This is a genomic window from Thauera sp. WH-1 (assembly GCF_047806685.1).
GTDB lineage: Bacteria > Pseudomonadota > Gammaproteobacteria > Burkholderiales > Rhodocyclaceae > Thauera.
The window spans coordinates 109,034-133,724 of the sequence record NZ_JBLQGP010000009.1; the positions used below are offsets into that span (position 1 = coordinate 109,034).

Annotated in this window: 30 protein-coding genes and 1 other RNA gene; 11 read left to right on the top strand and 20 right to left on the bottom strand. The window is 68.5% G+C overall.

Translation table 11 applies throughout. From position 1 onward, the window contains the following. Positions 1 to 95 precede the first annotated feature (95 nt). Positions 96 to 506: a Fur family transcriptional regulator gene (locus ACMV5O_RS10935; protein WP_416163496.1), complete on the top strand. Its 411-nt coding sequence runs from the start codon at positions 96 to 98 to the stop codon at positions 504 to 506. Positions 507 to 522: 16 nt separating this feature from the next. Here the strand turns inward: ACMV5O_RS10935 and ACMV5O_RS10940 are convergent, their stop codons facing one another. The 10 genes from ACMV5O_RS10940 to ACMV5O_RS10985 form a co-directional block, all read right to left on the bottom strand. Next, positions 523 to 939 (bottom strand): ExbD/TolR family protein, encoded by a 417-nt coding sequence (locus tag ACMV5O_RS10940; RefSeq protein ID WP_416163497.1) that lies wholly within the window; start codon positions 937 to 939, stop codon positions 523 to 525. Then, complete coding sequence (locus ACMV5O_RS10945; protein ID WP_416163498.1) at positions 939 to 1,715, bottom strand: MotA/TolQ/ExbB proton channel family protein; 777 nt, start codon at positions 1,713 to 1,715, stop codon at positions 939 to 941. Before ACMV5O_RS10945 ends, ACMV5O_RS10940 begins: the two co-directional genes overlap by 1 nt. A 2-nt stretch (positions 1,716 to 1,717) precedes the next feature. Beyond that, complete coding sequence (locus ACMV5O_RS10950; protein WP_416163499.1) at positions 1,718 to 2,656, bottom strand: energy transducer TonB; 939 nt, start codon at positions 2,654 to 2,656, stop codon at positions 1,718 to 1,720. Positions 2,657 to 2,709: 53 nt separating this feature from the next. Continuing rightward, on the bottom strand, positions 2,710 to 3,189 hold the full coding sequence (gene bfr, locus ACMV5O_RS10955; RefSeq protein WP_416163500.1) for a bacterioferritin: 480 nt from the start codon (positions 3,187 to 3,189) through the stop codon (positions 2,710 to 2,712). After that, complete coding sequence (locus ACMV5O_RS10960) at positions 3,186 to 3,428, bottom strand: (2Fe-2S)-binding protein (protein ID WP_416163501.1); 243 nt, start codon at positions 3,426 to 3,428, stop codon at positions 3,186 to 3,188. The genes bfr and ACMV5O_RS10960 overlap by 4 nt, the downstream gene beginning before the upstream one ends. 44 nt (positions 3,429 to 3,472) lie before the next feature. Further along, positions 3,473 to 3,679 (bottom strand): hemin uptake protein HemP, encoded by a 207-nt coding sequence (locus ACMV5O_RS10965; RefSeq protein WP_416163502.1) that lies wholly within the window; start codon positions 3,677 to 3,679, stop codon positions 3,473 to 3,475. 219 nt (positions 3,680 to 3,898) lie between these two features. After that, entirely contained in the window at positions 3,899 to 4,357 is a 459-nt protein-coding gene (locus ACMV5O_RS10970) for a hypothetical protein (RefSeq protein WP_416163503.1), read from the bottom strand. Next, positions 4,344 to 5,522 carry a hypothetical protein gene (locus tag ACMV5O_RS10975; protein ID WP_416163504.1) on the bottom strand — a complete coding sequence of 393 codons (1,179 nt, stop codon included), beginning with the start codon at positions 5,520 to 5,522 and terminating at the stop codon, positions 4,344 to 4,346. Before ACMV5O_RS10975 ends, ACMV5O_RS10970 begins: the two co-directional genes overlap by 14 nt. Then, entirely contained in the window at positions 5,519 to 7,966 is a 2,448-nt protein-coding gene (locus ACMV5O_RS10980; protein ID WP_416163505.1) for an EAL domain-containing protein, read from the bottom strand. The genes ACMV5O_RS10975 and ACMV5O_RS10980 overlap by 4 nt, the downstream gene beginning before the upstream one ends. A 16-nt stretch (positions 7,967 to 7,982) precedes the next feature. Beyond that, positions 7,983 to 9,371, bottom strand: coding sequence for a malonyl-CoA decarboxylase (locus ACMV5O_RS10985; RefSeq protein WP_416163506.1), 1,389 nt, complete (start codon positions 9,369 to 9,371; stop codon positions 7,983 to 7,985). Between the two features lie 192 nt (positions 9,372 to 9,563). Here ACMV5O_RS10985 and ACMV5O_RS10990 point away from each other — a divergent pair, with 192 nt between their 5' ends. Continuing rightward, positions 9,564 to 9,950, top strand: coding sequence for a two-component system response regulator (locus tag ACMV5O_RS10990; RefSeq protein WP_416163507.1), 387 nt, complete (start codon positions 9,564 to 9,566; stop codon positions 9,948 to 9,950). A gap of 10 nt (positions 9,951 to 9,960) precedes the next feature. On the opposite strand, the gene lgt is transcribed toward ACMV5O_RS10990, so the two are convergent. After that, positions 9,961 to 10,761: a prolipoprotein diacylglyceryl transferase gene (lgt, locus tag ACMV5O_RS10995; protein ID WP_416163508.1), complete on the bottom strand. Its 801-nt coding sequence runs from the start codon at positions 10,759 to 10,761 to the stop codon at positions 9,961 to 9,963. Between the two features lie 55 nt (positions 10,762 to 10,816). After that, positions 10,817 to 11,503, bottom strand: a complete 687-nt coding sequence (locus ACMV5O_RS11000; protein WP_416163509.1) for a YceH family protein — start codon at positions 11,501 to 11,503, stop codon at positions 10,817 to 10,819. A gap of 98 nt (positions 11,504 to 11,601) precedes the next feature. Between ACMV5O_RS11000 and ilvD the strand changes: the two genes are divergently transcribed. The 4 genes from ilvD (at position 11,602) to ssrS (ending at position 14,240) form a co-directional block, all read left to right on the top strand. Beyond that, positions 11,602 to 13,452 carry a dihydroxy-acid dehydratase gene (gene ilvD / locus ACMV5O_RS11005; protein ID WP_416163510.1) on the top strand — a complete coding sequence of 617 codons (1,851 nt, stop codon included), beginning with the start codon at positions 11,602 to 11,604 and terminating at the stop codon, positions 13,450 to 13,452. A 36-nt stretch (positions 13,453 to 13,488) separates the two neighbouring features. After that, complete coding sequence (locus ACMV5O_RS11010) at positions 13,489 to 13,683, top strand: hypothetical protein (protein ID WP_416163511.1); 195 nt, start codon at positions 13,489 to 13,491, stop codon at positions 13,681 to 13,683. A gap of 10 nt (positions 13,684 to 13,693) precedes the next feature. Beyond that, positions 13,694 to 13,990: a cell division protein ZapA gene (locus tag ACMV5O_RS11015; RefSeq protein WP_324537495.1), complete on the top strand. Its 297-nt coding sequence runs from the start codon at positions 13,694 to 13,696 to the stop codon at positions 13,988 to 13,990. A 66-nt stretch (positions 13,991 to 14,056) separates the two neighbouring features. Continuing rightward, positions 14,057 to 14,240: non-coding RNA, 6S RNA (gene ssrS, locus ACMV5O_RS11020), on the top strand. A gap of 83 nt (positions 14,241 to 14,323) precedes the next feature. On the opposite strand, the gene ACMV5O_RS11025 is transcribed toward ssrS, so the two are convergent. Then, a complete protein-coding gene (locus tag ACMV5O_RS11025) occupies positions 14,324 to 15,334 on the bottom strand; it encodes a PA2778 family cysteine peptidase (RefSeq protein WP_416163512.1) in 1,011 nt (336 codons plus the stop codon). A gap of 7 nt (positions 15,335 to 15,341) precedes the next feature. Continuing rightward, complete coding sequence (locus ACMV5O_RS11030; RefSeq protein WP_416163513.1) at positions 15,342 to 15,737, bottom strand: PA2779 family protein; 396 nt, start codon at positions 15,735 to 15,737, stop codon at positions 15,342 to 15,344. A gap of 262 nt (positions 15,738 to 15,999) precedes the next feature. On the opposite strand from ACMV5O_RS11030, the gene ACMV5O_RS11035 reads away from it, so the two are divergent. Beyond that, on the top strand, positions 16,000 to 16,806 hold the full coding sequence (locus ACMV5O_RS11035) for a sulfite exporter TauE/SafE family protein (RefSeq protein WP_416163514.1): 807 nt from the start codon (positions 16,000 to 16,002) through the stop codon (positions 16,804 to 16,806). Between the two features lie 63 nt (positions 16,807 to 16,869). Here the strand turns inward: ACMV5O_RS11035 and ACMV5O_RS11040 are convergent, their stop codons facing one another. From ACMV5O_RS11040 to ACMV5O_RS11060, 5 genes are all read right to left on the bottom strand, one after another. Continuing rightward, entirely contained in the window at positions 16,870 to 17,835 is a 966-nt protein-coding gene (locus tag ACMV5O_RS11040) for a metal ABC transporter solute-binding protein, Zn/Mn family (RefSeq protein WP_416163515.1), read from the bottom strand. A 15-nt stretch (positions 17,836 to 17,850) separates the two neighbouring features. Next, a complete protein-coding gene (locus tag ACMV5O_RS11045; protein WP_416163539.1) occupies positions 17,851 to 18,675 on the bottom strand; it encodes a metal ABC transporter permease in 825 nt (274 codons plus the stop codon). 74 nt (positions 18,676 to 18,749) lie between these two features. Continuing rightward, on the bottom strand, positions 18,750 to 19,589 hold the full coding sequence (locus ACMV5O_RS11050) for a metal ABC transporter ATP-binding protein (protein ID WP_416163516.1): 840 nt from the start codon (positions 19,587 to 19,589) through the stop codon (positions 18,750 to 18,752). 1 nt (position 19,590) lies between these two features. Next, positions 19,591 to 19,836 (bottom strand): hypothetical protein, encoded by a 246-nt coding sequence (locus ACMV5O_RS11055; RefSeq protein ID WP_416163517.1) that lies wholly within the window; start codon positions 19,834 to 19,836, stop codon positions 19,591 to 19,593. Then, positions 19,833 to 20,282 (bottom strand): Fur family transcriptional regulator, encoded by a 450-nt coding sequence (locus ACMV5O_RS11060; protein ID WP_416163518.1) that lies wholly within the window; start codon positions 20,280 to 20,282, stop codon positions 19,833 to 19,835. The genes ACMV5O_RS11055 and ACMV5O_RS11060 overlap by 4 nt, the downstream gene beginning before the upstream one ends. Positions 20,283 to 20,427: 145 nt before the next feature. Between ACMV5O_RS11060 and ACMV5O_RS11065 the strand changes: the two genes are divergently transcribed. The 4 genes from ACMV5O_RS11065 to ACMV5O_RS11080 are packed head-to-tail and all read left to right on the top strand — an operon-like array spanning position 20,428 to position 23,826. After that, the gene (locus ACMV5O_RS11065) at positions 20,428 to 21,072 is read left to right on the top strand and encodes a ZrgA family zinc uptake protein (protein ID WP_416163519.1); all 645 of its coding nucleotides are present in this window, start codon (positions 20,428 to 20,430) and stop codon (positions 21,070 to 21,072) included. A gap of 32 nt (positions 21,073 to 21,104) precedes the next feature. Then, on the top strand, positions 21,105 to 21,866 hold the full coding sequence (locus ACMV5O_RS11070; protein WP_416163520.1) for an ABC transporter ATP-binding protein: 762 nt from the start codon (positions 21,105 to 21,107) through the stop codon (positions 21,864 to 21,866). Beyond that, the gene (locus ACMV5O_RS11075) at positions 21,863 to 23,158 is read left to right on the top strand and encodes an ABC transporter permease (protein WP_416163521.1); all 1,296 of its coding nucleotides are present in this window, start codon (positions 21,863 to 21,865) and stop codon (positions 23,156 to 23,158) included. The genes ACMV5O_RS11070 and ACMV5O_RS11075 overlap by 4 nt, the downstream gene beginning before the upstream one ends. Before the next feature lie 41 nt (positions 23,159 to 23,199). Beyond that, positions 23,200 to 23,826 carry a DUF3299 domain-containing protein gene (locus ACMV5O_RS11080; protein WP_416163522.1) on the top strand — a complete coding sequence of 209 codons (627 nt, stop codon included), beginning with the start codon at positions 23,200 to 23,202 and terminating at the stop codon, positions 23,824 to 23,826. A 46-nt stretch (positions 23,827 to 23,872) separates the two neighbouring features. Here the strand turns inward: ACMV5O_RS11080 and ACMV5O_RS11085 are convergent, their stop codons facing one another. Beyond that, positions 23,873 to 24,655: an enoyl-CoA hydratase/isomerase family protein gene (locus ACMV5O_RS11085; RefSeq protein ID WP_416163523.1), complete on the bottom strand. Its 783-nt coding sequence runs from the start codon at positions 24,653 to 24,655 to the stop codon at positions 23,873 to 23,875. Positions 24,656 to 24,691: the final 36 nt, after the last annotated feature.

The following is a 24,691-nucleotide window of genomic DNA, read 5'->3' on the forward strand; positions in this document are numbered from 1 at the left end:
GACGGGCGAAGAGGTTCAGCATTTCCAGGCCGCCTGCGATCGCAGCAGGCACGTACAAGACCCCGGCAAGCCCGATTTTGACCAGAGAGACCGCCATGTACAGCCCCTCCGACGCGATTGCTTGCCTGCGCAAGGCGGGCGTGCCGGTCACCCACCAGCGCATCGAGATTGCCCGCGTGCTGTTCTCTGCGCCGGTGCACATGTCGGCCGACCAGATCTGGGAGCAGGTGAAGCGTTCGGCGCCCGAGGTGTCGCGGGCCACCGTCTATAACACGCTCAGGCTCTTTTCCGAAAAGCAGCTCGTGCGTGAGCTCTTCGTCGACCCGCAGCGCATCGTCTATGACTCGACGACGACGCCGCACTTTCATCTCTACAACATGGATACCGGCGAGGTGCGCGACCTCGCGGCCGACGAGATCGAGGTGATCGGTGCGCCGCGCCTGCCCGAAGGGGTGGAGCTGCAGGAGGTCGATGTGATCGTCCGGGTCCGCAACTGCGGCGCCTGAGCCCGCGCGGTGGCCCTCATCCCTCGGGTAGCGTCACGAAGCCCATTTTCTCGATGCCTGCGCTGCGCGCCTTGGCCATGACGTCGGCGATCGTCTCGTAGCGCGTGTTGCGGTCGGCGCGCAGGTGCAGTTCCGGCTGCGGCGTTTGTGCCGCGGCCGCGGCCAGGCGTGCGGGCAGGGTGAGCACGTCGATCTGGTCCTTGTTCCAGAAGATTCCGCCCTCGGCATCCAGCGACAGCGCGATCGTCTCCGGCTTCTGCTCGGTCGGCGCACTCGATGCCTGCGGCAGGTCGATCTTGACCGAGTGCGTCAGGAGCGGGGCGGTGATCATGAACACGATCAAGAGCACCAGCATGACGTCGATCAGCGGGACCATGTTGATCTCGCTCTGCAGCGGGCGGTTGTCGCCCTGGCTGAATCCGCCGAAGGCCATCATGCCGCTCCGTGGTTGGCGGCAGGCGTGGCGCCCACGCTCGCGAGCTTGGCGCCATTGTCCCTATGGTCGTGGCGTGCGGTCGCGGAGGCAATGCGCGAGCCGGTCGAGAAGGCCGCGTGCAGGTCATGAGCGAAGGCGTCCAGCTCGGACAGCTCCACCCGGTTGGCACGCGTGATCGCGTTGTAGGCGAGCACCGCGGGAATGGCGACGAACAGGCCGAAGGCGGTCATGATCAGCGCTTCGCCCACCGGTCCGGCGACCTTGTCCAGCGTGGCCATGCCCGAGGCGCTGATGTTGACCAGGGCGTGGTAGATGCCCCAGACCGTGCCGAACAGGCCCACGAAGGGCGCGGTGGAGCCGATCGAGGCGAGCACGGTGAGGCCTGACTCGAGCGCTGCGGTCGACAGCGCGATCGACTTGCGCAAGGCGCGCGTGATCACCTCGTCTGCATCGAGGGTGCCGCCGAGCGTGTCGTTGCGGGTGTGGCGGCGCACGTGCTGCGCCGCGGCTGCGCCTTGCTCGGCGAGGGCCTCGAAGGGCGAGCCGGGGGCCTGGTGATTGAGGCGCTTGAGGCCGCTGTCCAGGTCGGGGGCGGCCCAGAAGGCCTCGACCGCCTCGGCGTGGCGGCGCGCGCGCAGCTGGCGCAGCGCGCGCATCAGGATCAGGTACCAGCTGGTGATCGACATCAGCAGCAGGATCAGGCCCACGGCGCGGATGATGAAGTCGGATTGCGCCCACAGGTGGGCGAGGCCGAAGGCCTGCGAACTGTCCATGTTCAGTTTCCCTTGAGTTTGAAGACGATGGGTACCAGCACCCAGGATTCGATGGCGCGCTCGCCCTGGCGGGCGGGCACGAAGCGCCAGCGCGACACGGCCTCCTGTGCGGCGCGATCGAGGCGTTCGGAGCCGGAGCTGGTGCGCAGCTCGATGCGATTGGGGCGGCCGTCGGGCGATACCTGCACGCGCAGCATGACCTGGCCCTCCTCGCGCATGCGGCGCGACACCATCGGATAGGCCGGCGCCGGGTTGTTGAGGTAGGCGGCATCGAAGCGGGCGGCGGTGATCGGCGCGGCGGTCGGGGCGCCGGCGGTGGCCGGCGCGGGCGCGGCGGGCGCAGGGGTCGCCTCCTGGCGCGCGACCGGCGGCGCGGGGCTGGGTTCGGCGACGGCGGGCGGGCTGTCGTCGGCTGTGCGCAGGGCCGTGGGGGACTCGGTGACCGTCCTGGGGGGCGGTTGCTCTGCGACCGGCTTCGGGGGTGGCGGTTTGCGCACCACCGGCTTGGGCGGTGGTGGCTGCGGCCGGCGCACCTCGGGCGGCGGCTCCGGAGGCGGCGCCATGCGTGGCGGGGGCGCGGGCGCCGGTTCGGGGACAGGGGGCTGTGGTGCTTCGATGACCGGCGCCGGGACCGGGTCGGCGGCCAGCAAGGAGACCTGGATCGGCTCGGGTTGCGGCGGGATGACGGGGTCCTGGCTCAGGGAGGCGAGGGTGGCGAGTCCGCCCAGATGCAAGGCCGCAACCAGGGTCGCAAGGCCGATGCGACTGCCGGCGCCAAGCGTGGTCGACTGGGCTGCCGCTGCCGCTGCCGCTGCCGCTGCCGCTGCGCCGCCGCGCGTGGACGCTTCGTGCGCCTTGTGGGGCGCATCCGGAGCAGGGGCGTCGGCGGGGGCAAGATTGGGCAAGTCGATCAGTTGCGCGGCACGTGCGGCAGGAGGCATCGTCAGGGGGCGGGGCTGCGCCCCTTGACGGGGCGGGTGAATCGGGGTGGCTGTTAGGAGGAGGCGGGCTTCATCTGCGACTGCAGGTAGTTCTGCAGACCGACGCTGTCGATCAGGCCGAGTTGGGTCTCGAGATAATCGATGTGCTCTTCGGTGTCGTCGAGGATGTGCTCGAAGATCTCGCGCGAGATGTAGTCCTTACAGGACTCGCAATAAGCAATGGCCTCGATCAGGTTCTCGCGACCGGCCTGTTCGAGCTTGAGGTCGCCGTGCAGGCACTCGGGAACGTTCTCGCCTATCAGGAGCTTGTTCAGGTTCTGCAGATTGGGCAGCCCCTCGAGGAAAAGCACGCGTTCGATCAGCAGGTCGGCATGCTTCATCTCTTCGATCGACTCGTCGTACTCGTGCTTGCCGAGGTGGTCGAAGCCCCAGTTCTTGTACATGCGCGCATGCAGGAAGTACTGGTTGATTGCGGTCAGCTCGATGGTGAGTTGTTTGTTGAGGTACTGGATGACCTTCTTGTCGCCTTTCATGCTGCCTCCAGGGAGAGGTTGACAGGGAGTAGCGTTGGGGCCGGCGGCACGACCGGGTCTTGGGATGAGCAGCGACCCTGTACGGCGGCGCGCAGGCAGTGGTGGGCATGGCGTGCGCAACTGGCGCAGTCCACCGTGACTCCCAGCCCGGTGCGCAGGTCACGCAAGTTGCGCGCACCGGCCTGCACCGCCTGATCGATATGACGCTCCGTGACCGCGCGGCAAACGCATACGTACATAGTCTAGCCTTCCTTTTGACTTTTGCCCCGGTGGCGGAGCGGGATCACTTGGTGAGAATCAATTTGCCACTGCGCGTCGCGCGCAGGACGTAATGCGTGCCTTCGTGCTCGATCGTCAGGGTGCTGCGCCCTGCGAACAGCGCTTCGCTGCGGACTAGCGCGTCCGCCCCGGGTCGAGGCGGCTGTCCCGAAGGGGGCCCGTACTCGACCTGAGCCGGTGCGGGGGCGCTTGCAGTGCGACCATGGGCCATGATCTGAAATTACACGAATGATAATAATTCGTATTAGAGCATTGGCTGAGGATGCGGTCAATCTTCTTCGTCAGCGTCGGCGCGAGAACGGCGGCGACGAGTTCGCTTCTCGCAAGGCCAGTCAGGGGGCGTGAGAGATCGTGATCGACACCGCCGGCAACGGCCGCGATGATCGGCGGGGCCGAGCGCAGGGCAGCTTGCGCTGCCGCGCCCTCCGCATCAGTCGAGGCTGAACAGGATGCGCAGTGCCGGATCGTCGGCTTCGGCGCGGGGCAGGTAGGCCACGGCGCCGGGGGTCTGCAGCACGATGCGACGTGCGTCGTCCGTGCTCGCGGCCTCCCGCGGCGGCTGCGCGCGGCCGGTGAAGACCAGGCGCGACCAGTAGGCGCGGATCTGGCTAGGGTTCTTCCGCGTCAGGCGCAGGTAGAACTCATCGCGGACCGGACCCGACGGCAGGTCAACGAGGAGGACGCCCTGGCCCTGGAACAGGCTGCCGCGCCGGCCCAGATACAGCTGCTCGGTCGTGCTGCGGTCGAGCTCGGTGAGCGGGCCGTCGGCCGCGGTCACCACCACGATCGACGCCGACTGCGCGAACACCGGGACGCACAGGACGAGCAGCAGCACCAGCAACAGCGTGGCGTGCAGGGGGCGAGCGCGGGGCAGATCAGAAAACCACATCGACCGACACGCTCAGCACGTTGATCACGCGATGGTCCAGACCCGGTGCGAAGGGGTCGCCGCGTGCGATGAAGGTACCGTAGGCGCCGCGGTCGGTACGGACATGGCTCAGTTCGGCCTTGAACGCCGCCTCGCTCGTGAAGTCCCAGCGCAGGCCGGCCGTGGCGCTGCGTTGGGACTGATTGCGGGAGCGGTTGAAGAGCGCAATGCGCGGCGCATGGATGCCCGCTTCCTCGGGTCGGATGACTGGCTCGTCCTCGCGCTGACGGGCGAGCGTCACATAAGGCATGAAGTTGCCGATCCGCCGCCCGAGGGAGGCGTAAGCACCCGAGGCGCTGTTGGAGAAGGCCTTGGCCGTGTTGCGTGCCAGTTCGGCGCTGAAGCGCCAGCGCCCGTCGTCCCATTGCAGTCCGATCGAGCTGAAGCTGGCGCGGGCATCGCTGCCGCTGAGGCGATCCTGCAGCTCGATTGGCAGCGGTGCCACGAAGTCGCGAAACCCCTGCGAGCTGCGGCGCACCGAAAGGTCTGCGGTGGCGTGGCCAAGGCTCAGGCTGAACTCGCCGAACTCGACGGTCACGTTCAAGCCAAGCAGCCGCGACAGTTCCGCATCACCGCCGCCGATCACCGGGATCTTGCTGCGACCGAGGTAGGGGTGGAACTCGATGTGGGTGTCGCCGTAGGTCTTGCGATGCAGCAGGTCGATGCCATCCAGGTCTGAAAACGGGTTCAGGCCGTAGACCTCGACCGGTGGGCGTACCCAGGCGTGGCTGTAGTTGATGTCGACCGAGTCCGACAGCATGAAGAAGGGACTGCGCAGGCGACCGGCACGGACAGTGAGAGCGGGCGTGAGCGCGTGGCTCACGAAGGCGAGCGCCGGCCTTGGGCGATGGTCGCCGCGCTGGGTCTCGCGGGTGACGATCTGCAGCACGGCATTGCTGCGCTCGCCGAAACGCAGGCCGGCCTGCAGGCCGAGCACCGAGTCGGGACCGGTGTCGACCCGGTTGCCGCCCGGTGCGTCGATGCCGACACGCGCAAACTGCAGGTCGTCCGAGCGGGTGTAGACCGCCCCCAGGGTGGCGAAGCCCGAGAACTGCCAGTCCGGCGCGGGCTGGGCGGCCGCGGGAAGGGCCAGCACGGCCAGTGCTGCAAGCGGCCATTTGCTCATGAACATAGGTCTCCCGAAAGGGCTTGCAGGCTGGCAAAGGTCGCCTCGCGGTCGAGCGGACGCGAGAACAGGTAGCCCTGGCCGTAATCGCAGCCCATCTCGCGCAGGATGGTGAGCTGCTCCTCTTCCTCGATGCATTCGGCCACCACCGTCATGCCCAGATCGTGAGCAAGCTCGATGCTGTGGCGGACAATCGCGCGCAGCCGTTCGTCGCGGGTGATCGAATGCACGAAGGAGCCGTCGAGTTTGACCTGGTTGCAGGGCATGGTGTGCAGGTAGCTCAGCGTCGAGAAGCCGGTGCCGAAGTCATCGATGAGGATGTCGATGCTGGCATTGCGCAACGCATGCAGGTTGCGGATCGCCGGGCCGTCGGGGCGTGCGAGCAGGCTCTCGGTGACCTCGAAGCGGATCGCGCCGCGCGACACGCCGCCGCGATCCATGGCCGCGAGCAGTTCCTCGGCGAGCCCGTCGCGCGCGAGCTGGCGTGCAGAGAGGTTAACGCTGATGGGCAGCGGTGGCGTATCGGGCAGGCGCTGGCGCCAGTCGCGGATGTCGGCGCAGGCGGTTGCGAGCACCGCCATGCCCACCTGATGGATCAGGTCCAGCGTCTCGGCGAGGGGGATGAACTCCGCCGGGGACAACAGGCCGAGCGTCGGGTGCGGCCAACGGACCAGGGCTTCGAAGCTGGCAGGCCGGCGCGTGGACAGGCTGATGATCGGCTGGTAATACACCGTGAGGCCGCCGTGAGCGAGCGCGCTGCGCAATTCGGTCTCGATCTTGAGGGCGCGCAGGGCCTGGGCGTGCATCGACGGCTGGAAGAACTCGATCGCGGCAGTCTCGCTGCGGCGCGCCTTGTGGAGCGCGTTGTCGGCGTCACGCAGCATGGACTCGGCGTCCTCGCGGTCATTGTCGCTGAGGGCGACGCCGACCCGGCAGCGCGGGTGCAGCAGTTGCTCGGTGGCGCTCGGGGCGAAGGCGGGGAGCGCAATCAGGTCCTCGCAGATGCGCAGGGCCTCGGTCGAGTTGCTCAAGCCGTTGAGCAGCACGGCGAACTGGTCGCCGCCGACCCGCGCGCAGACGTCTCCGTCGCGCATGATCGAGGCAATGTGGCCGGCAACGGCGCGCAGCAACTCGTCGCCGGCGGCATGGCCATAGCTGTCGTTGACCAGGCTGAAGCGTTCGAGGTTGATGGCGAGCACGGCGACCTGATGTCCGTTGCCGCGGCGCCGCTGCGCCAGTGCGCGGTCGACGTGCTCGATGAACATGGCGCGGTTGGGCAGGCCGGTGAGGCCGTCATGCAGGGCATCGTGCAGGAGCTGCTGCTCGGCTCGCTTGCGCAGGTTGATGTCGCCGAGCGAACCGGCCATGCGGATCGCCCGCAGGTCGTCGTCGCGGCTGGCGACGCCCCGCATCAGCACCCAGTGGTACTCGCCGTTGGGGATGCGGACGCGGTGCTCAACCATGAACTGGGCACTTTCGCCCTTGAGATGCGCGACCAGGCGCTGGCGGTAGGCGTTGCGGTCGTCGGGGTGGACGAGTTCGAGGAAGGCCTCGGGTACGGTCGGCATCGCCTCCGGCGGCAGGCCGAGGATCTGGCAGAAACGCTCGGAGTAGTACGCCGTGCCGGCCCGGATGTCCCAGTCCCACAGGCCATCGTTGGCGCCATGCAGGGCCATGGCGTAGCGTTCTTCGCTGGCGCGCAGGCGTTGTGCGGTCTGCTGCAGTTCGAGCACGCGCTGCTGCAGGGTCGCTGCCATGATGTTGAAGTGACGGGCGATGACCGCAAGTTCGTCGTTGCCGCGGGCGGCGACGCGATATTCGAGCTGGCCGTCGGCGATCGCCTTGCTGCCGTCGAGCAGGCGGCGAAGATTGCGTGTCAGCAGGTAGCCGAGCGAGGACAGCAGGACGAAGGTGAGCGCGATCTCGATCAGCGCGATCGCCAGGCCTTGTTCCATGATCGCGCGGCGGGCATCGGTGAGCACCGCCACCGACACCCCGAACTGCAGGAAGCCGACCTCGTTGCGCGGTAGCAGCAAGGGCCGGCGCACATGGACCAGTTCGTGTCCCAGCAGCCGTTCGACTAAGCCGGGGCGGTGCTCACTCGGTGCCGGGAGCTGTTGTAGTTCGCCGAGCCCGGCGCTGACCAGGGTCTGATTGTCGGCGCCCACGATGCGCACGTACACCAGCCCTTCCTCGGCGCCCTCGAGCAGTTCGCCGAGCACATCCTGCATGGCGTCGAAGCGCTGCTGGTCGCCGTACGCCGTGCTCATCGCATGGAGCATGCTGGCGTTCTGGCCGATGGTGGTGTCCAGGCTCGCCGATACGGCGTTGTTCATCAGACGCACGCTGTTGGCCAGCAGCAGGCTCAGCAGCACGATCTGCACCACCGTGCTGGCGAGCAGCAGGCGGATGCGGATCGAGGAGTGGTGCAGTGGAAACAGCATGGGCAGGGGGCGACGCTCAGCGTTTGGCCATGCGCTTGACGGCCGAGGAGGCGTCGATGCGCCCTTCGCTTGCGAAGTCCTCGAGATTGGTCTCGAGGCGGTCAGGGTCGTAGAGGTAGTTCACCATCATTCCCCAGGACTGGCGCAGACCCTTCTCGGAGGTGTCGGCAAGCCAGTTGAGGCGTTCGATGCGGGCACCGTTACCGAGATGGAAGCGCGACACCGTGTCGATCGGCTGGTCGCCGCGGCGTGCCTCGAGCAGGTAGCGGGCGGCCAGTCGCAGCAGGGGTTCGCGCAGGGCCTGCACGAGCTTGTCGTCCTTGGTCCAGCTATTGTCGTCGCTGAGCAGGCCGCCGAGCGGCGGCTCGTTGATGTCCGTGTCGCTGACGCCGAAGGCCGCGAGGCGCTTCCAGTCCGCCGCAGTGATGGCTTCGGCGAGCTCTTCGGGATTGCGTTGGACCCAGCGCACCAGCCCGGGGATGGGCGACAGGGTGGCGAAGCTCTTGAGGCGCGGGAAGTCGCGCTTGAGATCGTCGATCACGCGCTTGAGCAGGAAGTTGCCGAAGCTGACGCCGCGCAGGCCGGCCTGGGTGGCGCTGATCGAGTAGAAGATCGCCGTCGTCGCCTTGCTCGCATCGGCCAGCGGCGCCTCGATGTCGAGCAGGCGCTGGACGTCGTCGGCGAGCTCTTCGAGCAGGGCGACCTGGACGAAGATCAGCGGCTCCAGGGGCATGCGCGGATGGAAGAAGGCGTAGCAGCGGCGGTCGGAGTCGAGGCGATTCTTTAAGTCCTTCCACGAGCGGATCTCGTGCACCGCCTCGTACTCGACCAATTTTTCCAGCAGTGCCGCCGGCGAATTCCAGGTAATGCGCTGCAGCTCGAGGAAGCCGACGTCGAACCAGGCCGACAGGCGCGCCTCGAGCTCGCGGTCGAGCGGTTTGAGCAAGGGGTCTTCGGGCAGGAAGCGCAGCAGGTCGGCGCGCAGGTCGACGAGGAACTTGACCCCCTGCGGGATGGCATTGAACTGGGTCAGGATGCGCAGGCGGCGCGAGCGCATCGCCGCCCGCAGGCGGGCCTCGGCATCCCACTGCGTCGGCGTACCGATCGCGTCCTGGTAGTCCTGATGGGCCGCGGCCACGCGCTCGGGATCGGGGCCGAACTCGTGCGCGATCAGTTTGAGGAAGGCATGCCGCCCCGCGTCGTCAAGGCGCAGGTAGGTCTCGGCCAGGCGTGCCGCGCGTTGGCGCGTCGACACCTCGCCGCCACGCCCCTCTGCACACTCGGTCAGCTGGGTGCGGATACGGTCGAGGTCATCGCCCTCTGGCGCCTTGCCGAAATGCGCGGCGTTTGCCACCAGTTCGCGAACCTTGGAGATGCCGCGTGATACGAGTCCCGAGCCAGTCATGTTCTCCTCCTGCCGGGTCTTGTCAGCGTATGTCCTGACCCGTGCTGAATAATTGCACCGATCATAACGTGCAAGCCGCGAATTGCTCGCGCCCAAGTCGGGCACATCGTGACAATTTTCCGCTTTTGTGCTTGCGCATACCAAATGGCTATGTCATCTTCGGCATAAGCTTATTCTCCGGTGACCTTCACGATGCGCCGCTCCAACCCATCTCTGCGAGTGCTGCTCGTCGTGCCCGACGAGCAGGCGCGCGGGGACGTGCGTCTGTTGCGGCAGGCGCTCGATTTGACGGGTATGGACATCGTCGGACAGACATCGAGCGAGAGCCATGCGCTGCAACTCTATTTCCAGGCCCTGCCCGACGCGGTGGTGCTCGATTGGCGCGTCGCGCCTGACGAGCCGGCGCGCTTCGTCGGTCTTCTCAAGCGCATGGCGCCTGGCAGCTTCATCGTCGTCGCCGTGCCGGCGCTCGACTCCATGCCCGCGCGCGCAGCCCGCGCGCTCGGCGCGGATGCCATCAGTGCGCCCGCGGACATTCCCGCTCTGCTCGTCGGCCGTGCGCCGTCGCTGATGTTCTGAGCCGGCCCGTTCAGTTCGATGAAGACGGGGTGTGGCGGGTCATCGCGAGCAGCGACACGCCGGCAACGACCATCGGCACGCAGAGCCACTGCGCGGTCGACAGGCCGAGGGCGAGCGTGCCGAAGATGCCCGGGTCGGGCGTTCGGAAGAACTCGGCGACAAATCGCAGACTGCCGTAGCCGATGAGAAACACCGCAGACACGGCGCGCAGCGGACGCGGGCTGGCGGCATACAGCCACAGGATCACGAACAGCAGCAGTCCCTCGCCCGCGGCCTGGTAGAGCTGCGAGGGGTGGCGCGGCGCCGCGTCCACCCAGGGGAAGACCATCGCCCACGGCAGCTCTGTGCTGGCCGGCCGGCCCCACAGTTCGCCGTTGATGAAGTTGCCGATGCGCCCGGCTGCGAGTCCGGTTGGTACCAGGGGCGCGATGAAGTCGGTGACCTGCCAGAAGCCCTTGCCGTGGCGGCGGCCGTACAGCCACATGGCCACCAGGACGCCCAGAAAGCCGCCATGAAAGCTCATGCCGCCCTTCCACACGGCGAGGATCTCGCCCGGGTGCTGCAGGTAGTAAGTGGGTTGAAAGAACAGCACTTCGCCCAGGCGTCCGCCGACGATCACCCCGATCACCCCGTACAGCAGCAGGTCGTCGATCATCTGCGCGCTCCAGCCCAGCTCGGGCCGGCGCCTGGCGTGCAGGCGGCCAAGCACGACGAAGAGCACGAAGGCGATCAGGTACATCAGGCCGTACCAGCGCACCGAGAGCGGGCCGAGCGAGAAGGCGATGGGGTCGAACTGCGGGTGGATCAGCATGGGCGGGGCGGGGGTGGATTGCCTGTAGCGTCGGGCGCCCGGGGCGCCGGCGCCGTCAGTCGAACTGCTGGCGGAAGATGTCGAATTCGCGCCGCAGCGCGTCGAAGTCCTCACGCAGACGGCGCAACTCGTCCTCGAGTTCCGCGATTCGTCCCCGGCCGCCGGTCGCCCCGCCGGCCTGGGCTTCGGCCATCTCCTGCACGGCCACCTCGCCGCCGAGCAGGTGCACGTGGCGCGTCTCCTTGGTGCCGGGAGCACGTGGCAGCGCGGCAACCAGGGGCGGGTATTTCTCGGCCAGGTGCTCCAGCACCGCGTCGACCGCCGCGACGTCGTCGAAGCGGTACAGGCGCTCGCAGCGCTGACGCAGTTCGCCTGCGGTCTGTGCTCCGCGCAGCAGCAGGATGGCCAGTACCGCCTGCTCGGGCGGGGGCAGCGAATGGCGCAGACGCACCAGGTGTTCATACTTCGGGACGCGTGCGCTGGCCTGGTCGCGCTTCGACACCAGGCGGCGTCCGATGAGGCTGTCGACGGCGGCCTGCACCTCGGCCTCGGACAGGCTCATCACCGGCTCGCGCGCGGTGAGCTGGTTGCAGCCGGTGGTGATGGCGTTGATCGATAGCGGGTAGGCATCGGGCGTGATGAAGGCCTTCTCGATCAGCACACCCAGCACGCGAATCTCGGCCGCATCCAGGTCGAAGCCGGGTTCGCCGGCGTTGTCGGCAGCGGGGTTCGAGTCTTGCATGAGCGCTCCTGGCGGGTGACGAGACCCAAGATGATACGCATGCTTCGTTGCGCGCGTTAGAATCGCAGCCCTCTCTGCAGATTTTCCGGAGCGCCTTCATGCCCCAGTACCGTTCCCGCACCTCCACCGCCGGCCGCAACATGGCGGGCGCCCGCGCCCTGTGGCGCGCTACCGGCATGAAGGACGAGGACTTCAGCAAGCCGATCATCGCCATCGCCAACAGCTTCACGCAGTTCGTGCCCGGCCATGTGCACCTGAAGGACCTCGGCCAGCTCGTGGCGCGCGAGATCGAGGCCGCGGGCGGCGTCGCCAAGGAGTTCAACACCATCGCGGTCGATGACGGCATCGCCATGGGTCACGGCGGCATGCTGTACTCGCTGCCCTCGCGAGAGCTCATCGCCGACAGCGTCGAGTACATGGTGAACGCCCATACCGCCGACGCGCTGGTGTGCATCTCGAACTGCGACAAGATCACTCCGGGCATGCTGATGGCCGCGCTGCGCCTGAACATCCCGGCGATCTTCGTCTCCGGCGGGCCGATGGAGGCCGGCAAGGTCAAGTGGGAGGCCAAGGTCATCTCGCTCGACCTGGTCGACGCCATGGTCAAGGCCGCCGACAAGAGCTGCTCGGACGAGGAAGTCGAGGCCATCGAGCGCTCGGCCTGTCCGACCTGCGGTTCGTGCTCGGGCATGTTCACCGCCAACTCCATGAACTGCCTCACCGAGGCGCTCGGCCTGTCGCTGCCTGGCAACGGCACGACGCTTGCCACCCATGCCGACCGCGAGCGGCTGTTCCGCGAGGCGGGTCGCCGCATCGTCGATCTCGCCCGCCGCTACTACGAAAAGGACGACGCCTCGGCGCTGCCGCGCTCGATTGCCAGCTTCCGGGCCTTCGAGAACGCGATGAGCCTGGACGTTGCGATGGGCGGCTCGACCAACACCGTGCTCCATCTGCTCGCCGCGGCGCGCGAGGCCGGCGTCGATTTCACCATGAAGGACATCGACCGCATCAGCCGCCGCGTGCCCTGCCTGTGTAAGGTCGCGCCGGCCATTGCCGACGTGCATATCGAGGACGTGCATCGTGCCGGCGGCATCATGTCCATCCTCGGCGAGCTCGACCGCGCCGGCCTGCTGCACACCGACGTGCCCACCGTGCACAGCGCCTCGATGGCCGAGGCGCTCGACAAGTGGGACATCAAGCGCACCGATGACGAGGCGGTTCACACCTTCTATCGCGCCGCGCCCGGCGGTGTGCCGACGCAGGTCGCCTTCAGTCAGGACCGACGCTGGAAGGAGCTCGATGCCGATCGTGAGAAGGGCATCATCCGCAGCAAGGCCCACGCCTTCACCGCCGACGGCGGCCTCGCCGTGCTTTACGGCAACATCGCCGAGAAGGGCTGCATCGTGAAGACCGCCGGCGTCGACGAGTCGATCTGGAAGTTCTCCGGCTCGGCGCGGGTCTACGAGAGTCAGGAAGACGCGGTCGACGGCATCCTCGGCGAGCAGGTGCAGGCGGGCGACGTGGTGGTGATCCGCTACGAGGGCCCGAAGGGTGGTCCGGGAATGCAGGAGATGCTGTATCCCACCTCCTACCTCAAGAGTCGCGGCCTCGGTGCGCAGTGCGCGCTGCTCACCGACGGTCGCTTCTCTGGCGGCACCTCCGGCCTGTCGATCGGCCACGCCTCGCCCGAGGCGGCGCTGGGCGGCGCGATCGCACTGGTCGAGGACGGCGATACGATCGAGATTGACATCCCCAATCGCCGCATCCACCTGGCCATCTCCGACGATGAGCTCGCGCGCCGCCGTGCCGCGATGGAGGCGAAGGGCTCCGCCGCATGGAAGCCGGTCACCCGCGAGCGTGTGGTGTCGGCTGCGCTGCAGGCCTACGCAGCGCTCACGACCTCGGCCGACACCGGCGCGGTGCGTGACGTGACCCAGGTCCAGCGCTGATTGACCGGTCTTCGGTCGCTCACTACCATCGACGCCATGGATACCGAACTCGCGCAACTCGAAGCCCAGCTCGAGCAACTGATCGGCCACTACGAACGCCTCAAGGCCGACAATGCCGGGCTGCGTGGACGCATCGTGCGGCTCGAAGCCGACAACCGCCAGCTCTCCGACAAGGTTCGGCTCGCCGCCGAACGTGTCGAGCGCTTGCTAGAAAGCCTGCCGGAGGCCTGAAACCGTGTCGATGGACCATCTGGACGTGATGCTGCTGGGCAAGGAGTACAGGGTCTCCTGCGCGCCGGAAAACCGCGATGAACTGCTTGCAACCGTCGCCTATCTTGACGACAAGTTCCGTGAACTGGGACAGAAGACCAATTCGAACGGCGAGAAGCTGGCGGTCATGACCGCGCTCAACATCGCCCACGAATTCCTGCAGTTCCAGCGTGGTAATGGGTTTGACATGCCGGGGATGAAGCGTAGAATCGGGCTCATGAAAGCGCGCCTCGACGGGGTGCTCGGCCAGCAAGAAAAGCTCTTTTGAATCCTGATCGAGCTTTTTCGGAGACGTTCTCCGGCGATCCGGGCAGTCTGTCGGGCACGCAAGATCAATCCCCTGCAGTGTTCGTTGAAGTCGTAGATTCCTTGAACCAATAGTCGAGAGACTCGGTCGCTGACCATTGATGCCGCTGGTGTGAATGCCCCTAGTCGGGTGATCCTGAAGCGGAAGGGATGCGACCTCCCTGAACCCTAGGTTCAGGATGCCCGATGGAAACGGCACAGGCGGGGGGCCAACAGAGAAGGCGCGGTGAGTGATCACCGCGCCTTCTTCACATTCCGCCTCCCTGACCCTTCTCCCGTTTGCGCCGGGCGCGGGTCAGTGCGCGGGCATGGCGGTGTCGATCGCCCGCAGGGTGTCGAGCAGCGTGGCGCGCAGGGGGCCGGCGACGGCCAGGCCTCGTTCCGCCGCCTGCCGTGCTTGGGCGGGGCGGCCGAGTTCGAGGAGCACGCGTGCGCGATTGTTGTGCGCGGCCGCCTGATCATGGGTGTCGGCGGCGCGGCCAAAGGCCGCTTCGGCACCGGGCAGGTCGCCCGCCGCATGGAGGGCATTGCCCAGTCCCATTTCCAGCGCATAGCTGTGCGGCCAGCGCTGCAGGCCGCTGCGATAGGCCAGGGCTGCCGACCTGGGGGGCGCCGAGCGCTCGAAGGCGATCAAGGCATCGCTCGCGTCGGCCTCGGTGACGCTCAGTGGCAAGCGGCCGGGGGGCAGGGTGACGAAGGCCCAGTGCGCGCTGCGCTTCCAGGTGTGTTCGAAGGTGCGCAGGCCGAGGACCTGACGCTTCATCGGTCCGGAGCGCAGCAGGATCTCGCCGGCATCGAGGTCGTAGCCGACGGCCACTGCATAGTGCCAGGACGGCGCCCACGACAGGCCGAGGTTCTGCAGCACGATCACCGGATGACCGGCGGCGACCTCGCGCAATAGCGCCTCGAGCGTGCCCGGGATGAGGGTGGCGACCGCACCGCTGCGGCGCGCGCCGGCCAGCATTTCGATCTGCAACGAGCCCTCGCGGCCGGGCAGGAAGACATGGTCGACGAGATCCGCCGGCCGGGTTGGCAGGCCGGCGGCCGACAGGCTGGTGGCAAGCGCCGCGGGTCCGCAGAAATGACTGTCGTCAGGAAAAAAGGGGGTGTCGGCGAGTTCGACGCGGCTCGGCAGCCCGGCGCTCGGCTGCGCCAGCAGCCTGGCCGAGGGCGTGGCGCAGCCGCCTGCGAGCAGGGCGGCCAACAGCAGGACGAAGGCGAAGAGGGGCGCGCAGGGCCGCCTTCGCGTGCGCACCAGGGCGTGGCCGCCCGGCATGAGGGCAACTGCAAGAGCGCCGACCGGCATGGGGCGCTCAGCGAATCGAGCGGGTGAAGGGGAAGACCTTGGTCAGGCCCAGGATGTCGGTAAACAGCAGCACGAAGAACACCAGCAGGATGGCGCCGATGATGCCGCCGGCCGGCGCGCTGTCGATCTGATCGGCCAGACGGGTCGCCTCGGCGTCGGTGAGGGCGGCGATGCGCGCCTGCGCGAGGGCCGGGTCGACACCCTGGCGCAGCAGTTCGGCACGGACATCCTCGCGCGCGAACGCGGCGCTGAGGCGGGCATGTCCGGATTCTGCCTGGGTCACGCTTGCCAGCCGGGCAGCTTCCTCGGTGGGGACCAACGCGGCATGCGCGGTGTGGAGGGCAGTGGCGTTGAGGACGCTGGCGCTGAGCACGATGGCGAGCAGACGCTGGATTCGTTTCATTGTTTTCTCCTCGATTGGTTGCGGGACGCCCGCCGTCAGCCGCGGCGGCGGCCGTAGACTATAGGCGAGGCGCATGCGGCAGGTGTGGTGATGCGCTCGGGAAGATTGCATCGAGATGCTTCGGTCGCGGCGGAGTGGCGGATTCGCGGGCCGCGCACGCGTGGCGGCTTGCGGGCAGGCGGCGGCGTGGTTGATAGTTCAGGGTTTCGCCGCCCGGCCTGGATCGGTCAGCGGGGGCAGTTTCAAAACAAGAGAGAAGCGCATGGATGTGAATGTCTGGTGGCTCGCCTACCCCTTGCTCGGGGCCGCGGTGGGTTTTTTTGCGGGTCTGCTCGGTGTGGGTGGCGGTGGCATCATGGTGCCGATGCTGACCTCCCTGTTCCTCGCCCAGGGGTTTCCGCAGGCCCAGGTGATGCATCTGGCGCTCGGCACGTCGATGGCCGCGATCGTGTTGACCTCGGTGTCGAGTCTGCGGGCCCACCATCGGCACGGTGCGGTGCGCTGGGACGTGGTGCGCCTGATCACCCCCGGCATCCTGCTCGGCACCTTCGGCGGCACCTTCATCGCCTCGCGCGTCGATACGGTGCCGCTGGCGATCTTCTTCTCGCTCTTCATGGCTTACGTGTCGGCCCAGATGTTGCTCAACATCAAGCCCAAGCCCTCGCGCGAGCTACCCGGGCCGGTCGGGATGAGCGCAGCCGGCCTTGGCATCGGCGGGTTCTCGGCGCTGGTGGCGATCGGCGGCGGGTCGCTGTCGGTGCCGTTCATGAGCTGGTGCAACGTGAAGATGCAGAACGCGATCGGGACCTCGGCCGCGATCGGGCTGCCGATCGCGATTGCGGGTACGGTCGGCTATCTGGTCAATGGCTGGGGGGCGCCCGACATGCCGCCGCTCACGCTGGGCTTCATCTACCTGCCTGCCCTGGTGGTGGTGGCCGCGACCAGCATGTTCTTCGCACCGCTTGGCGCGAAGCTCGCCCATCGCTTGCCGGTGGCGACGCTGAAGAAGGTCTTCGCCGGCGTGCTGGTGCTGCTCTCGGCGAAAATGCTGCACAGTCTTTTCGGCTGAGACTCACGGCTTGAGGGCGTTTGACGGCGCCCACTGGCTGCGCCGCCCGGCCGGCGCCGGGACTTACCTGTCTGCCGGCGCGGTCAGTGCAGTGAGCAGCACATCCAGGTTGCTACGCATCATCCGGATGTAGCTGGACGCTGGACCGTCTGCCTTCGACAGTGCATCCGAATACAGCGTGCCCCCAACCTGGGCGCCGCTCTCGCTGCGGATGCGTTCGATGAGGCGCGGGTCGGCGACGTTCTCGATGAACACCGCTGGCACCTTGTCGGCCTTGATCTGACGGATCAGGCGGGCGACGCCCTGGGCGGTGGGCTCGGCGTTGTTTGCCACCCCGACCGGGGACAGGAAGCGGATGCCGTAGGCACGGCCAAAGTAGCCGAATGCATCGTGCGAGCTCACCACCTTGCGCCGCTCGGCGGGCAGCGCGTCGAAGGCGGCGCGGATCTCGGCATCGAGTGCCTTCAGTTCGCCGTCGTAGCGCTCGGCGTTGAGCCGATAGAGGGCGGCGCCTTGCGGATCGGCCTGCGCCAGCGCATCGGCGATGTTGGCGACGTAGCGGCGCACGTTGGTGACGTCCTGCCAGGCATGTGGATCGACTGCCTTGCCGCCATGGCCATGGTTGTGACCATGACCGTGGCCGTCGTCCTTCGCCATCGTCAGGGTGGCGATGCCGTCGCTCGCGACCACGACCGGGCCCTTGTAGCCGCCGGCACGCGCCAGGCGCACCATCCAGTCGTCGAAGCCCAGTCCGTTGACCACGACCAGCGCCGCGCCGCCGATCTCCCGTGCGTCTGACGGTCGGGGCTGGAAGGCGTGTGCGTCCTCGTCCGCGCCCACCAAGGTGCGCACCGCGACGCGTTCGCCGCCGACCTGCGCCACGAGATCGCCGAGGATGCTGAAGCTCGTCGTCACCTCGAGCGCCTGGGCGTGGGCGGTGGTGCCGAGCAGCAAGGCAGTGCAGGCGGTGGCCAGCGCGCGCAGGCTGCGGCCGACGGCGGAGAAGCGGGTCTTGGTCATCATCGTCATTGCAGGATTCAACTTTCAGGATTCGAGGTGGTGGCGTACCGGTAGCCGTCCGGCGAGCAGGCCGCCCGGCGCGGCCAGCAGTGATACGAAATACACCACGCCACACACCAGCACGATTGCAGGCCCGGCCGGGACGTCGGCATGGAAGGACAGCAGCAGGCCGGCGACGCCGCTGCCGAAGGCGAACAGCACCGCAAGCAGCAACAGTAGCGGCAGCCCCTTCGCCCACAGGCGGGCGGCGGCCGAGGGCAGGATCATGATGCCCACTGCCATCAGCGTGCCGAGGGCGTGGAAGCCGCTCACCAGGTTGATCACCACCAGCATCAGAAAGCCGTAATGCGCCACCGGCGACCAGCGACTGACCCCGCGCAGAAAGGCGGGATCGAAGCACTCCATCACCAGCGGGCGAAACAGGATGGCGAGGCAGACCACGGTGACGCTGGCGATGCTGGCGATGAGCAGCAGCGAGGCATCGTCGAGCGCCAGTACCGAGCCGAACAGCACATGCAGCAGGTCGAGGTTGCGCCCGCGCAGCGACACGATCATCACCCCGGCCGCCAGCGACAGCAGGTAAAAGGCCGCCAGGCTGGCGTCCTCCTTGAGGATGGAGGCGCGTGTCACGAGACCGGCTGCCAGCACCACCACCAGGCCGGCGATGATGCCGCCCACGGTCATCGCGCCCAGCGACAGGCCGAAGGCCAGATAGCCGAGTGCGGCGCCGGGCAGGATGGCGTGGCTCATGGCGTCGCCCATCAGGCTCATGCGGCGCAGCAGCAGGAACACGCCGACCGGCGTGGCCCCAAGCGCGAGCGCCAGGCAGCCGGCAAGCGCGCGGCGCATGAAGGCGAACTCGGTGAAGGGGGTCAGGAGGAATTCGGTCACGGGGAAGGGGCGCGATGGCGGAGTGAGGCCCTTTACGAGCGTTGGCGATGATCGTGCGCGGCGTGAGCATGCGCGTGCCCGTGGTCGTGTCCGGGCCCGGTCGGTGGCGGCAGCACGGCCAGGTCCTCGATGTGGCATTCGGGCGCGTGCTCGTCGAAGGCTTCGGACAGGCGGCGGGCCCGCGCCAGCAGTTCGGGCGTCAGCACCTGGGCCGTGGGGCCGAAGGCGACCGGCTCGCGCGACAGCAGCAGCGCAGTGGGGAAGTGGCGGCGGACCTGCTCGAGGTCATGCACCACGGTGAGGATCGTGCGGCCTTCGGCGTGCCAGCCCAGGATCAGGGCGACGAGGTCGTCCACGGTGCGGCTGTCGATGGCGGCGAAGGGTTCGTCGAGCAGGATCAGCGGCGCATCCTGCAGGATCAGCCGTGCGAAGCGCGCCCGCTGCAACTGGCCGCCCGACAAGGAGCCGATCGGTCGCGACTCAAAGCCCGACAGGCCGACGGCGGACAAGGCCTCGCGCACACGCTGGCGCTGCGCGCGCGCGAGGCCGCCGAAGGCGCCAATTTCGTGCCACAGGCCCATGGCGACGACTTCGAACACCGACACCGGGAAGCTATGGTCGATCTCGCCGCGCTGCGGCATGTAGGCCACGCCGCCGGCAGGCAGCGCAGGCATGACGATGCGGCCGCCGATCGGGCGCAACTCGCCCGCGATACCCTTCAGCAAGGTGGACTTGCCAGCGCCATTGGGGCCGACCACCGCCACCAGCGCGCCGGCGGGAATCTCGCCCGACAGGTGGTGCACCGCCGGGTGGCGGTCATAGCCCAGGGTCAGATTGTCGAGGCGGATCATGGGGGGCAACGCGAGATCCATGTCAGCCCAAGGCCCACAGAATGGTCACCCACAGCAGCGCGAGCGCAGCCGCCGCGACTCCGAGACGTGTCCCCAGGCCGGCGCCGAGCAGGCTGCGCGCGGGCAAGGGGCGATCGCCGCCGCGCTCGGCGTGACGATGGCGGGTGGTCGACGCAGCGGCGGCCTGGCCGTGCGGCGGCGAGGGCGAGTGAGCCTGCGGTTGCGCCTGCTGGGGCGCCGTGACTACCCCGTGATCGTGGCGACTCATCGCGAGCCCTCCGCCACGCCACGGCGGCCGCAGTCGGCGCAGGCGCCGTGCAGAACGAGCTCGGCGCGGTCGAGTTCGAAGCCGGCCGGCAGCGCGGGGCTGGCCGTGGCGGGCACGTCTTCCAGGCACAGGATCTGGCCGCAGCGGTCGCAATGGAAGTGGGCGTGGCGATGGGCATCCTCGCGCCGGATCTCGAAACGCCAGGCACGCTCGCCGCCGGCGATACGCTGCGCAATGCCCTGCTCGACCAGCCACTCGAGCGCACGATAGAGGGTCACGCGGTCGTGCGGAATGGCGGCTGCGGCGAGCTCGGCGCCGATCTCGTCATGCGACAGCGGATGGCCGGAGGCGCGCAGGGCCTCGATGACCGCGACGCGGGTGCGTGTGACCCGGCCGCCATGGGCAGCGATCAGTTCGCGGGCGGAGCTGGGGACGTGGGCGGACATGAGCGTGGGACGAGTGGAGGCAGGCAACTGACTGGCGCTTCTTTGATGCAACATTGTAGCATTAGAAGAACCTCGGGCGCAGCCGGGCGTCGAAACCTCGCCGCCGCCCTCCGGCCTACAGTCAATCAATGAGCCCTGAACGCGCATGATCACTCGAATCACGATGGACCCCCCGCTTGCCGCCGTTTCTCGCCTGGCGGTGCTTGCCGCTTGTGCCGGTGCCTTGATGTCGACGGCCCACGCCCAGCACGCCCACGGCGCCCATGAACATGGCGTCGCCCATTTGAGTGTCGCCATCGAGGGGCCTGAGCTTGTCATCGAACTGAGCACGCCGCTCGACAATCTGGTCGGCTTCGAGCATGCGCCGGCCACCGCCGCACAGCGCGCCGCACTGGCGGATGCGGAGGCCCGCCTCGGCCAGGGCGCCGAGCTCTTCGTGTTGCCTGCGGCGGCGGGCTGCGTGCTCGCCGGGACGGTGCTCGAATCGCCCTGGCCGCGGCAGGCCGGAAAGGAACAGCCTGCCGACCACGACCACGACCACGACCACGACCACGACCACGACCACGACCACGACCACGACCACGACCACGGTGCTGGCGCGCGTGAGGGCCATGCGGACCTGATCGCCACCTACCGCTTCGAGTGTGCCCGTCCCGCGGCACTCGACGCCCTCCGCGTCGAGCTGTTCGATGCCTTCCCACGCCTGCGCGAACTGCGAGCAGTACGCGCGGCGGAAGGCGGGCAGGGGGCGGCGGTGCTCAAGCCCGGCGCAGCGGTGCTGTCGCTGTGAGCGACGCCTCGGGCCTTGCAGGCGCGACGACGGTGAGCGCCCCTGCGGCGGCGGCCGTACGCCTCGAGGGTGTGCGCTATCGCTGGCCGGGCGCGCCCGCCGACTGCCTTGCGCTCGACGCGCTCGAGATCGCGGCTGGCGAGCGGGTGTTCCTGCGCGGTCCCAGCGGCAGTGGCAAGACCACCCTGCTGTCGCTGGTCGGTGGCGTGGTCCTGCCGCAGGCGGGCTCGGTCAGCGTTGCCGGTCAGGCGCTCGGTGCGTTGTCGGCAGGGGCGCGGGACCGCTTTCGCGCCGATCATGTCGGCTTCGTGTTCCAGCTCTTCAACCTGCTGCCCTGGCTTTCGGCGCGCGACAACATCCAGCTTGCGTGCCGCTTCTCGCGGCAGCGGCGCGCCCGGGTGGCCGCCGCCGGCAGCACGCCCGCAGCCGAGGTGGCGCGCCTGGCCGCGCGGCTCGACCTCGATGCGGCGCTGCTCGAACGCCCGGCGGCGGCGCTGTCGGTCGGCCAGCAGCAGCGCGTGGCGGCGGCGCGCGCGCTGATCGGACGCCCCGGCCTGGTCGTGGCCGACGAGCCGACCTCGGCGCTCGATGCCGACCGCCAGCAGGCTTTCATCGAGCTGCTGCTCGAAGAGTGCGCGGCAGCCGGCGCTGCGCTGCTCTTCGTCAGTCACGACCAGCGCCTGGCAGCCCATTTCGACCGCGTGCTCGAGCTCGACCGTCTCAACCGCGCGGCTGCGCAGCCACTGCAGACGCGGCCAGCGCGCACGCGGCTGCCGGCGGGGCAGCTGTCATGACGCCGGTGCTGGCGCTGAGCTTGCGCAGCATCGCCAATCGCCGCCTGTCGGTGGTGCTGACGGTGGTCGCGGTGGCGCTCGCCGTGGCCTTGTTGCTGGGCGTGGAGCGTCTGCGCAACGACGCCCGCGCCGGCTTTGCACAGACGATCTCCGGGACCGACCTGGTGGTGGGCGCGCGCAGCGGACCGGTGCAGCTGCTGCTGTATTCGGTCTTTCACCTCGGTAGCGCCACCAACAACGTGTCGTGGGCCAGCATCGAGCACATTGCCGCGCTGCCGCAGGTGCAGTGGCTGGTGCCGATCTCGCTCGGCGACGCGCACCGCGGCCATCGTGTCATCGGCACCACGGCGGGCTTCTTCGAGCACTACCGGCATGGCGAGCGGCGTGCGCTGCGTTTTGAGCAGGGCCGCTCGTTCGCGGATGCCCCCGCGGAGACCAGCGGCATCTTCGAGGTCGTGCTGGGCGCCGAGGTGGCGGCTCGCTTCGGCTACCGCATCGGACAGCAGATCGTCCTCAGCCATGGCAGTCTCGGCGGGCAGGGTGGGCCGCGCTTCGCCGACCACGACGACAAGCCCTTCACCGTCGTCGGCATCCTCGCGCGCAGCGGCACGCCGGTTGATCGCGCGCTGCTGGTCGGTCTCGAGGGCATCGAGGCCATCCACCTGGACTGGCACGCTGGCGCGCCCGTCCCGGGCCTGAGCATCGCGCCCGAGCACGTGCGCAAGTTCGATCTGCAGCCCAAGTCGGTCACCGCGGCCCTGGTCGGGCTACAGAGCCGGACCGCGGTGTTCCGCGTGCAGCGCCAGATCAACACGTATGGTGACGAGGCGCTGACCGCCATCCTGCCCGGCGCCACGCTGCAAGAGCTTTGGAGCCTGGTCGGCATTGCCGAGCAGGCGCTGCTCGCGGTGTCGGCGCTGGTGGTCGTGGTGGGGCTGGCCGGCATGGTCGCGGTGGTGGTGGCGAGCCTGGGCGAGCGCCGCCGCGAGCTGGCCATCCTGCGTGCCCTCGGGGCGAGTCCGCGCCAGGTGTTCGCGCTGCTCGCGCTCGAGAGCGTGTTGCTGGCGCTGGGCGGGATCGCGCTCGGCCTCGCGCTGCTGTATGGTGCGAGCGCTGCGCTGGCGCCCTGGCTGAGTGCCAATCACGGCCTGCAACTGAGCCTGGGCTGGCCGGCGTCGGGAGAGTGGCGCCTGCTGGCAGCGGTGTTCGCCGCCAGCGTGCTGGCGAGCCTGGTGCCGGCGCTGCGCGCCTACCGCTATTCGCTCGCCGACGGCATGACCATCCGGGTGTGACCGGGCGAGCGGATGTCGAACCTATCGAGACGGATTCTTCAATGATCAATGCAAGCGTGTTGCGCGCCGCGATCGGCGCATCCTTCGTGCTGCTGGCGGCGGCGCTGACACCGGCCTTCGCCCAGGCCCCGGCGGCCCGTGGCGGCGAGTATCAGGTCGGCGATCGCCTCGCCGCACCAGCCGGTGGCGCGGTCGGCGCGTTCCGCGAGATCAGTTGGGACGACCTGATCCCGGCAGACTGGAACCCGGAGGCCTTCTTCGCCGACCTCAAGCTCGACGAGCTCGGCGACAACGATCCGCGTGCCATGGATGCGCTGCAGCGCATGCGCGAGGAATGGGACCGCGCGCCCGTGGTCGAGCGCCTGGCGGGCGAGCGCGTGCGTATCCCGGGTTTTCTGGTGCCGCTCGAGACCAGCGGCGAGCAGATCAGCGAGTTCCTGCTCGTGCCCTATTTCGGCGCCTGCGTGCATGTGCCGCCGCCACCCGCCAACCAGCTCATTCATGTGATCCCGGACAAGCCGGTGCCCGCGGGCTGGAACATGCTGCCGGTGTGGGTGGAGGGCGTAATGGCGGTGGGCCGGGTGGATTCGGAGATGGGCGTGGCGGGCTATCAGTTGCGCGGAATGGGGGTGGAGGAGTACGTGGATACCGAGCCGCTGCCCGACTGAGGCGCAACACCCGGGCGGAAGCACTTGGTCCGCGTCACCTGTGGCGCTAGCGACCCTTGAACACCGGCGTGCGCTTCTCCAGAAAGGCGCTGAGCCCCTCGCGGTAGTCCTCGGTCGCGAGGAAGTCGAAGGCCTGGCGCTTTTCCTCCTCGCTCAGCGCGCCGCCCGCCATCAGGCGCCTCACCCACTGCTTGTGCCAGCGTGCCACCAGCGGTGCGCCGGCGCAGATGCGGGCCGCGGTGGCAGCGGCCTCCTCGAACACCCGCTCGTCGTCCACCACCCGGCTCAGCAGACCCTTCTGCAGCGCCTCCCGTGCGCCCAGGATGCGGCCTTCGAGCAGGATCTCGAGCACCACCGCCGGCCCCACCAAGGCGAGCAGGCCGGCCATCTCGCCCGGATACATCGAGAACCCCAGACGGTTGATCGGCGCCCCGAAGCGCGCGGACTCGCCGCCGATGCGGATGTCGCAGCAGCCGGCGATCTCCAGCCCGCCGCCGACGCAGGCGCCGCGGATCGCCGCCACGGTCGGCACGGCACAGTTGCGGATGGCGTCGAGCGCGCTGGCGACGAGGTCGTCGTGATAGTGCAGGGCGCCGTCTACCGTCGCTCGCACGGTGCGGAATTCCTCGATGTCGCCGCCGGCGGCAAAGGCCTCGTCGCCGGCGCCGCGCAGGATCACGCAGCGCACGCCGTCGGCGGCGGCGATGCCTTGCATCGCAGCGGACAGGCCGCGCCACATGGCGGCGTTGACCGCATTGAGCTTGGCGGGGTTGTGCAGGGTCACGGTGGCGACACCGGCATTGATTTCACAATCGATTCTCGAGTTCATCGGCAAGCAGGGCTATCGGCGATTAAATTTTTCCAT

What these genes read in the sequence shown, in the direction of transcription:
- ACMV5O_RS11040 (WP_416163515.1), bottom strand. Translation starts at nt 17,835, where the DNA reads ATGACGATGATGACCAAGACCCGCTTCTCCGCCGTCGGCCGCAGCCTG.
- ACMV5O_RS11050 (WP_416163516.1), bottom strand. Translation starts at nt 19,589, where the DNA reads ATGGATCTCGCGTTGCCCCCCATGATCCGCCTCGACAATCTGACCCTG.
- ACMV5O_RS11035 (WP_416163514.1), top strand. Translation starts at nt 16,000, where the DNA reads ATGGATGTGAATGTCTGGTGGCTCGCCTACCCCTTGCTCGGGGCCGCG.
- lgt (WP_416163508.1), bottom strand. Translation starts at nt 10,761, where the DNA reads ATGCTGATCCACCCGCAGTTCGACCCCATCGCCTTCTCGCTCGGCCCG.
- ACMV5O_RS10980 (WP_416163505.1), bottom strand. Translation starts at nt 7,966, where the DNA reads ATGCTGTTTCCACTGCACCACTCCTCGATCCGCATCCGCCTGCTGCTC.
- ACMV5O_RS11000 (WP_416163509.1), bottom strand. Translation starts at nt 11,503, where the DNA reads ATGCAAGACTCGAACCCCGCTGCCGACAACGCCGGCGAACCCGGCTTC.
- ACMV5O_RS10940 (WP_416163497.1), bottom strand. Translation starts at nt 939, where the DNA reads ATGGCCTTCGGCGGATTCAGCCAGGGCGACAACCGCCCGCTGCAGAGC.
- ACMV5O_RS11045 (WP_416163539.1), bottom strand. Translation starts at nt 18,675, where the DNA reads ATGCGCCGCGCGCTTGCCGGCTGCCTGGCGCTCGCGCTTGGGGCCACG.
- ACMV5O_RS11015 (WP_324537495.1), top strand. Translation starts at nt 13,694, where the DNA reads ATGGACCATCTGGACGTGATGCTGCTGGGCAAGGAGTACAGGGTCTCC.
- ACMV5O_RS10945 (WP_416163498.1), bottom strand. Translation starts at nt 1,715, where the DNA reads ATGGACAGTTCGCAGGCCTTCGGCCTCGCCCACCTGTGGGCGCAATCC.
- ACMV5O_RS10960 (WP_416163501.1), bottom strand. Translation starts at nt 3,428, where the DNA reads ATGTACGTATGCGTTTGCCGCGCGGTCACGGAGCGTCATATCGATCAG.
- ACMV5O_RS11075 (WP_416163521.1), top strand. Translation starts at nt 21,863, where the DNA reads ATGACGCCGGTGCTGGCGCTGAGCTTGCGCAGCATCGCCAATCGCCGC.
- bfr (WP_416163500.1), bottom strand. Translation starts at nt 3,189, where the DNA reads ATGAAAGGCGACAAGAAGGTCATCCAGTACCTCAACAAACAACTCACC.
- ACMV5O_RS11065 (WP_416163519.1), top strand. Translation starts at nt 20,428, where the DNA reads ATGATCACTCGAATCACGATGGACCCCCCGCTTGCCGCCGTTTCTCGC.
- ACMV5O_RS10985 (WP_416163506.1), bottom strand. Translation starts at nt 9,371, where the DNA reads ATGACTGGCTCGGGACTCGTATCACGCGGCATCTCCAAGGTTCGCGAA.
- ACMV5O_RS11055 (WP_416163517.1), bottom strand. Translation starts at nt 19,836, where the DNA reads ATGAGTCGCCACGATCACGGGGTAGTCACGGCGCCCCAGCAGGCGCAA.
- ACMV5O_RS10990 (WP_416163507.1), top strand. Translation starts at nt 9,564, where the DNA reads ATGCGCCGCTCCAACCCATCTCTGCGAGTGCTGCTCGTCGTGCCCGAC.
- ACMV5O_RS10975 (WP_416163504.1), bottom strand. Translation starts at nt 5,522, where the DNA reads ATGAGCAAATGGCCGCTTGCAGCACTGGCCGTGCTGGCCCTTCCCGCG.
- ACMV5O_RS11030 (WP_416163513.1), bottom strand. Translation starts at nt 15,737, where the DNA reads ATGAAACGAATCCAGCGTCTGCTCGCCATCGTGCTCAGCGCCAGCGTC.
- ACMV5O_RS11085 (WP_416163523.1), bottom strand. Translation starts at nt 24,655, where the DNA reads ATGAACTCGAGAATCGATTGTGAAATCAATGCCGGTGTCGCCACCGTG.
- ACMV5O_RS10935 (WP_416163496.1), top strand. Translation starts at nt 96, where the DNA reads ATGTACAGCCCCTCCGACGCGATTGCTTGCCTGCGCAAGGCGGGCGTG.
- ACMV5O_RS11010 (WP_416163511.1), top strand. Translation starts at nt 13,489, where the DNA reads ATGGATACCGAACTCGCGCAACTCGAAGCCCAGCTCGAGCAACTGATC.
- ACMV5O_RS10950 (WP_416163499.1), bottom strand. Translation starts at nt 2,656, where the DNA reads ATGCCTCCTGCCGCACGTGCCGCGCAACTGATCGACTTGCCCAATCTT.
- ACMV5O_RS11080 (WP_416163522.1), top strand. Translation starts at nt 23,200, where the DNA reads ATGATCAATGCAAGCGTGTTGCGCGCCGCGATCGGCGCATCCTTCGTG.
- ACMV5O_RS10970 (WP_416163503.1), bottom strand. Translation starts at nt 4,357, where the DNA reads ATGTGGTTTTCTGATCTGCCCCGCGCTCGCCCCCTGCACGCCACGCTG.
- ACMV5O_RS10965 (WP_416163502.1), bottom strand. Translation starts at nt 3,679, where the DNA reads ATGGCCCATGGTCGCACTGCAAGCGCCCCCGCACCGGCTCAGGTCGAG.
- ACMV5O_RS11060 (WP_416163518.1), bottom strand. Translation starts at nt 20,282, where the DNA reads ATGTCCGCCCACGTCCCCAGCTCCGCCCGCGAACTGATCGCTGCCCAT.
- ACMV5O_RS11025 (WP_416163512.1), bottom strand. Translation starts at nt 15,334, where the DNA reads ATGCCGGTCGGCGCTCTTGCAGTTGCCCTCATGCCGGGCGGCCACGCC.
- ilvD (WP_416163510.1), top strand. Translation starts at nt 11,602, where the DNA reads ATGCCCCAGTACCGTTCCCGCACCTCCACCGCCGGCCGCAACATGGCG.